Raw genomic sequence first — 5,531 nt, 5'->3', positions numbered from 1 at the left:
AGCAAGGAGAAAATCTACCGCCTGCTTTGTCGTTTTATGCAGCCAATCTTTGATTTGAGCGTCGCTTTTCTGCTGGAGATAGCGCTTGGCCCGAAGATACTTCTTCCACTGCCGGCTTCCTTTCTTGCATCGCGCCATCTTCTTCGACAGCTCTGCAAGAAACTTGGCGCGTCCCTGTTTGACGGCACGCACCGCACGACCGGAAAGGACGAGCGCTTTGTCTTCCGTGGCCAGGGTGACGCTGTGGATTTCGCCCAGGTCGCATCCGGCCGGTTTGAGGGGCAGATGTTCATGTCGCGGCTCAGCAACCGGGGTATCGATGCAGTAGTGAAACCAGTAGTGGCCCCGACGCCAGACGATTTCAGCATACGTGCAGGCTGACAACGCTTCCCCCGAGAGATTCGGGATGGGAAGCGTGACATCCTCACGGAGACCGCTTCCGGCCAGCCATTTCCGCTTCTGCGCAGCTTTTGCGGTGAGAAGTCCCGCAAGCAGCGGTTTGTCGTTTTTGAACTTCAGCACAATCTGCTCGCCTGTAACGACAAACCCGTTTTGTTTAAACGGAAGGCAGAAGAAATGCTTTTTGCGCCACGGATACCTGGCCCGACGGTCGCCCTTCCTGCGTTTCTCCTTCGTTCCCTTGCGGCATTCGTCGTATTTGTCCACAATGGCCTGAACGGTTTGCGAATGAAGGCGGTACGCTTGTTTGCGGTTTGCCTGCAGCAGTGTTTTAGAAGCCCACCGCTTCCACGTGCGAAAATACAACACGGCTTCTTCGAGCGTATCGTTCCATACCCGCGCGGCTTCGCGTTGGTAGTCTCTGAGCGCCGCATACAGCACCGGATCATACGGAATGCGAAACGAGTGGGTGAGCTTCATCGAAACCCTCCTCTTATTTAGAAATCTCTTCCTGTAGTATACCACAAAACCGAACGTTTGTGCGACATGATTCATCCACACGCCTAAAGACGTGGGCTTTCTCGCGCTATTTCTGTAACCTGATAAAGTTCCCAGAACGAAGGAGCCGGCTGAACGCGGTAATTGTGTACGGCCTCCATGACTTTCAAGCATAGATGCTGGCGCAAATCTTCCCGTTCTTCGTAAGAAGTCTGGTAGAGAGAACGTTCAATCTTTGGCTGGAACCGCTGGAGAATGGCAAGCATGGCTTCTTTATCCTGGTGTTGTGCTTTTCTCGCAAGGGATATCAGGCTTGGGTGTTCTGTGTGGATTGGCAAAAGTCTCGTCCCTCCTTCATACTCATGCGCAGTTTGGCAAGCGCTTTTTTTCTCGTTTTGGAGACGGTTTGCTGGGATACACCGAGCTTGCGGGCGATTTCCGTATCGGAGAAATTCTGAATATAAACCTGTTCGAGTATCTGCTTTTCTTTGTCCGTAAGAAGCCGCAGCGCATGATAGAACGCTCTATGCTCACTGATTTCTTCCAGAGTGATGAGCGCATCGCTATGGAAGTCTATTTCTTCTGATGCGGCTACCCTATCCAGTATTGCTGAGCTTCCTTCATCGTCAAGCGGGGCATCAAGCCGCAGTGGACAGTGAGCGTTCTGCGCCCGAATCCGTTTGTCATATGCAATCGCGTGATAATGAATCAAGGTAGACAGATAGGCAATGAATTGAATCTCCCTGCAGAAAGCTCGAAAACGATAATCTACCCTCTCCTGATTATACGGTGTCGGATCGCTTAGGGCGCGCTCAAAGAGGAGAGCGGATGTCTCGTCCTGCAAAAAATTTCGGATAAGCCGGTGTATACGGGAATTGGATGTCTCCTGCATGCTCATCACCCTCCTTTTTTATATAAAGAGGGAAAAAGAAGGAAAAACACAACATATAATAAGAACATTTGTTCGTATTTAATTATAAAGTGACCTGGGAAATTATGCAAAGATATATTTTCCTATTTTATTTAGTGAATGTAAAAAAGCGCGAATGTCGTATTTTTACGAACGCTCGCGCTTTCTCAGTACGATATCTTAAGCCTGGACAGAGGGAGAAGGGGAAACTTCTTGCTCTGTTTTTTGTTCTGCTTTTATAAATAAGGGAGTAAGCAAGAATGCGATAAAATACGTAACTGCACCCATAAGGCCCAATGTTACGCAGTCACGCCACATTGTCTCAAACCCGTGTCCCTTAATGAAAATCTCTCGTACGCCGTCCAGAAAATACGTAAGCGGCAGCAGATGGCCAGCCACATTGAGCGCATAAGGCATTGCTTCGAATGGCCACGTAAATCCCGATAGCAGGAAAGACGGGACGGCAATCAGCATCGTAATCTGTGTCGAACCCACCTGGTTGCCGGAAAATAAACTTGCTAGATAGCCTATGCCAAGCAGCGCAAATACAAAGCTTATGGAAAGAGTGGCGGCCGGCAGGAGCAATCCGCGGAATGGTAGGTGGAATACATACAGGGCAAGGGTGAATGCAGTTACGTTGTTAACCAGCCCAATCAGGAAGTAAGGAGCTGTCTTCGCGTAAGCGATTCTCCACGGAAGTCCACGCCATACGGCAAACCGGTTCCATGTGCCCTTCTCTTTATCACGCGTTACTGTTAGCGCCACGCCAAGCAGGAGTACTTGCTGCAGAATCGCCCCGATGAGACCATATACAAGAAATTCATTGTAGTTAAACATCGGATTATACAGTACGCGGGAGCGGAACGGTATCTGGGAGAAGGTCGCCGTAATTTGTTCATCCTGTAGTCCTTGCTGCTTAAGTTTGACGGAAGAAGCGCCGTAGCTGAATGTCGTGATTATCTGATTGGCGGCGCGGGTGGCCGAGTTGGAGAACAGCATGTTGCTTCCGTCTACGAAGGTCAGTACCGGAACGTTTTCCCCGTGTTTTAAACGTGTAGAGAAATCGTTCGGAATAATAATGCCGACTCGCGCTTCTCCTCTTTCAATTGTTCGCTCTACTTCACTCTCGGATAAAGTATGTTTTGCGATGCGGAATGTTTCTGTCTCGTCAAACGATTGGACAATTTGCCGGCTAAGCTGACTGTTGTCGCCGTCGAAGACGACAGTCGGAATTTCCTTCAGCCGCAGGTTCGAGTATAAATAACCGAATAATGCCGTATACAGCAGCGGAACAAGAAAAAGAATGGCAAAAAGACGCCGGTCGCGAAGAATGTTCAACCATTCTTCGCGGATAACGGCTCCTACCTTTAGTGGAGATACCATGGTTACTTCTCCCCTTTATTCTGCCATTGGATCGTCATGCCCGTCGCTGTGTGATCCGGCAGATCGGTAAAGGTAACTTTTACGCCGAACGAGCGCACATCCGTATCACCTGTATTCTGGCTCGGCTTTTGAATTGCGAAATCAGCAGCCGGTTGAATAACCGTGATTTTGCCTTTTACAGTTTTACCGGTAGAGATGAGCTTCATGTTAATTACATCTCCGACTTTTAGGCCGTCAAGCTCTGTTTCAGGGAAGTAGAATTTGGCCCAGCGATCTTTGGTTACTTCTAACGTAAATACTGGGAAGCCGGCTCCGACCAGCTCGCCCAGTTGTGCCGACTGGGATGTAATAATACCGTCTGCCGGTGCACGGAGTTCAGTATAACCGATATATGTTTTCGCTTCATTTAATGCAGCCCGTGCTTTTGACACGTTGGCATTGGCAGATGATACGGAAGAGGCTGCCTGAGAAATCCCGGCTTCTGCTGCGTGAACGTCTTCTTGACGCAGGGTAATTTGCCCTTTGCCTGCTTCAGCCAGTGCAACGGCAGCTTTCGCCTGTTCAAGCTGTGCTTCTGCAGCCTGAATTTCTTCCTTACGCGGTCCGTTCTGCACCATTTCGTATTGTTTTTGGGCGGCTTCATATTCTGCTTTTGCTTTCTGGTAATTTAATTCGGCTTCGTCGACTTTCGCCTGCGGCACTGCTCCCTGTTCAAGCAGGGTCTTCATACGGTTATAATTGTCCTCCGCAAGGCGGTATGCTTCTTTGGTGGCATTCACTTTAATCTGCGCCTGCTCACGCTCTTCTTTACGTGCCCCATTCTTCAATGCATTCACATGCGCCTGTGCGGCTTTTACAGCGGCCTGTGCCTGTGCAACCTGGCGTTCTACGGTCTCTGCGGTTACATCTACCGAACTTTGTCCCTGTGCCTTTTTCGCTTCGGCTGCGGAGACAGCCGCTTGTGCCTGCTCTACACCGGCTTCTGCCGCACTCAGCGCAGCCTGTGCCTGTGCCGCTTTATCCTGTAGCTCCTTGCTTTCCAGGCGGGCGAGCAACTGACCTTTCTTTACCCGGTCACCTTCTTTGACATAGATTTCGCTGATGCGGCCTCCCATTTTGAAGCTGACGTTCATATTTGTCGCTTCAACATACGCTGTCGGCTGGCTGGTGGAAGTTGCTTCAATGCGGTTTGTTTCACCATACGAAGCCAGCGCATAGGCGCCGCCACCGATCAGCAAGGCCATCGTAGTAAACATAATCATGCGAATCCCTTTCATCTTTTTCTCCACCTCTACCTCTCCATTTTGTTACTCTTCTTCAAAAATTCCAAGCATATGCAGCACCAGACTCTGCAGGTTGTAGCGCAATGTGGGATTGTCAAGCGATTCTTCATGACTAATGGTGCGCATGGCGGTAAATCCGATCATGCCAAAGAGGCTGCTGGCAATGACCGCGACGTCCATATGGTGAGGGAGCTTTCCCCTGTCTTTTGCGGCTTGCAGTTCCTGCTCCAGGAGAACGAAATATTTCTGCAGCACGTGACGAATGGTATGATGCCTCTCATGTGTACCCCAACTGCGGCTGAGCAGCAGGCGGCAGAAATCCTGCTCATTCTGGAAGAAATCGAAATGAGCTGCCACCAGTCTGATAATACGCTGGCGAAAATTATCTTCACTCACCACATCGATGTAATCCTGAATCATTGTAATGAAGTTCTGCACGCCCGATTCCATTACGAATATATACAGGTCTTCTTTTGTTTTGAAGTTATAGTAGAGGGTACCTTTTGCGACGCCGCAGATCTCCGCGATTTGTTCCATTGTCGTCTCGTTAAAACCTTTCTCCGCGAACGCTTTGAGGGCGCCCTGGAAGATTAATGTTTTTGTTTTTGCGCGCATACTTTCACCTCGTTTTTTAAACTGACTAGTCAGTACAAATTTGATTTTTATTATAAAATTGATGGAGGGTAAAATCAATACCGAAAGAAAGAAAAAACGCCCTCCGGGAAAGGAGAGCGCAAAAAAATGAGAGCGTTATTTTATGGTGTATAGATAAAGAAGCGTTGATTTATCTTAAAAAGATATGATATGATAATTCTCAGTCTGACGATATAAAGGCATAATTCGGAGATGTACCCAAGTCCGGCTGAAGGGGACTGACTCGAAATCAGTTAGGCGTCTTGCGGCGCGCGGGGGTTCGAATCCCTCCATCTCCGCCATACATACTTTTCCGTTTAAGAAACATAGACCTTCAATTGCTTGATCTGGCGATTGAAGGTTTTTTTGTGAAAATAAGGAAAAAAGAAGGAGGGAAAGAGAAAAGAAGATCTAAGGAAGAAAAA

At 48.7% G+C, this 5,531-nt stretch carries 6 protein-coding genes and 1 tRNA gene; 1 reads left to right on the top strand and 6 read right to left on the bottom strand.

Annotated features, from left to right (window positions below; all coding sequences use genetic code 11):
• The 6 genes from ADA01nite_RS20065 to ADA01nite_RS20040 all read right to left on the bottom strand — a co-directional run.
• On the bottom strand, positions 1 to 879 hold an 879-nt coding region (locus tag ADA01nite_RS20065), incomplete at its 3' end, for a transposase (RefSeq protein ID WP_218029593.1).
• 83 nt (positions 880 to 962) lie between these two features.
• A complete protein-coding gene (locus tag ADA01nite_RS20060) occupies positions 963 to 1,235 on the bottom strand; it encodes a helix-turn-helix domain-containing protein (RefSeq protein ID WP_246147434.1) in 273 nt (90 codons plus the stop codon).
• Positions 1,205 to 1,789 (bottom strand): sigma-70 family RNA polymerase sigma factor, encoded by a 585-nt coding sequence (locus ADA01nite_RS20055; protein ID WP_170230392.1) that lies wholly within the window; start codon positions 1,787 to 1,789, stop codon positions 1,205 to 1,207. Before ADA01nite_RS20055 ends, ADA01nite_RS20060 begins: the two co-directional genes overlap by 31 nt.
• Before the next feature lie 198 nt (positions 1,790 to 1,987).
• Complete coding sequence (locus ADA01nite_RS20050; protein ID WP_146812209.1) at positions 1,988 to 3,190, bottom strand: ABC transporter permease; 1,203 nt, start codon at positions 3,188 to 3,190, stop codon at positions 1,988 to 1,990.
• A gap of 2 nt (positions 3,191 to 3,192) precedes the next feature.
• Positions 3,193 to 4,467, bottom strand: a complete 1,275-nt coding sequence (locus tag ADA01nite_RS20045; protein WP_146812212.1) for an HlyD family secretion protein — start codon at positions 4,465 to 4,467, stop codon at positions 3,193 to 3,195.
• A gap of 30 nt (positions 4,468 to 4,497) precedes the next feature.
• Positions 4,498 to 5,088, bottom strand: coding sequence for a TetR/AcrR family transcriptional regulator (locus tag ADA01nite_RS20040; RefSeq protein ID WP_146812208.1), 591 nt, complete (start codon positions 5,086 to 5,088; stop codon positions 4,498 to 4,500).
• A 227-nt stretch (positions 5,089 to 5,315) separates the two neighbouring features.
• On the opposite strand from ADA01nite_RS20040, the gene ADA01nite_RS20035 reads away from it, so the two are divergent.
• Positions 5,316 to 5,408, top strand: a tRNA-Ser gene (locus tag ADA01nite_RS20035).
• Positions 5,409 to 5,531 lie beyond the last annotated feature (123 nt).

Source organism: Aneurinibacillus danicus (assembly GCF_007991215.1).
GTDB classification, from domain to species: Bacteria; Bacillota; Bacilli; order Aneurinibacillales; family Aneurinibacillaceae; genus Aneurinibacillus; species Aneurinibacillus danicus.
This window is presented reverse-complemented; position numbering and strand designations above follow the sequence as displayed.

Excerpts from the sequence above, each read along its gene's own strand:
- ADA01nite_RS20055 (WP_170230392.1), bottom strand. The coding sequence starts at position 1,789 with ATGCAGGAGACATCCAATTCCCGTATACACCGGCTTATCCGAAATTTT.
- ADA01nite_RS20050 (WP_146812209.1), bottom strand. The coding sequence starts at position 3,190 with ATGGTATCTCCACTAAAGGTAGGAGCCGTTATCCGCGAAGAATGGTTG.
- ADA01nite_RS20045 (WP_146812212.1), bottom strand. The coding sequence starts at position 4,467 with ATGAAAGGGATTCGCATGATTATGTTTACTACGATGGCCTTGCTGATC.
- ADA01nite_RS20040 (WP_146812208.1), bottom strand. The coding sequence starts at position 5,088 with ATGCGCGCAAAAACAAAAACATTAATCTTCCAGGGCGCCCTCAAAGCG.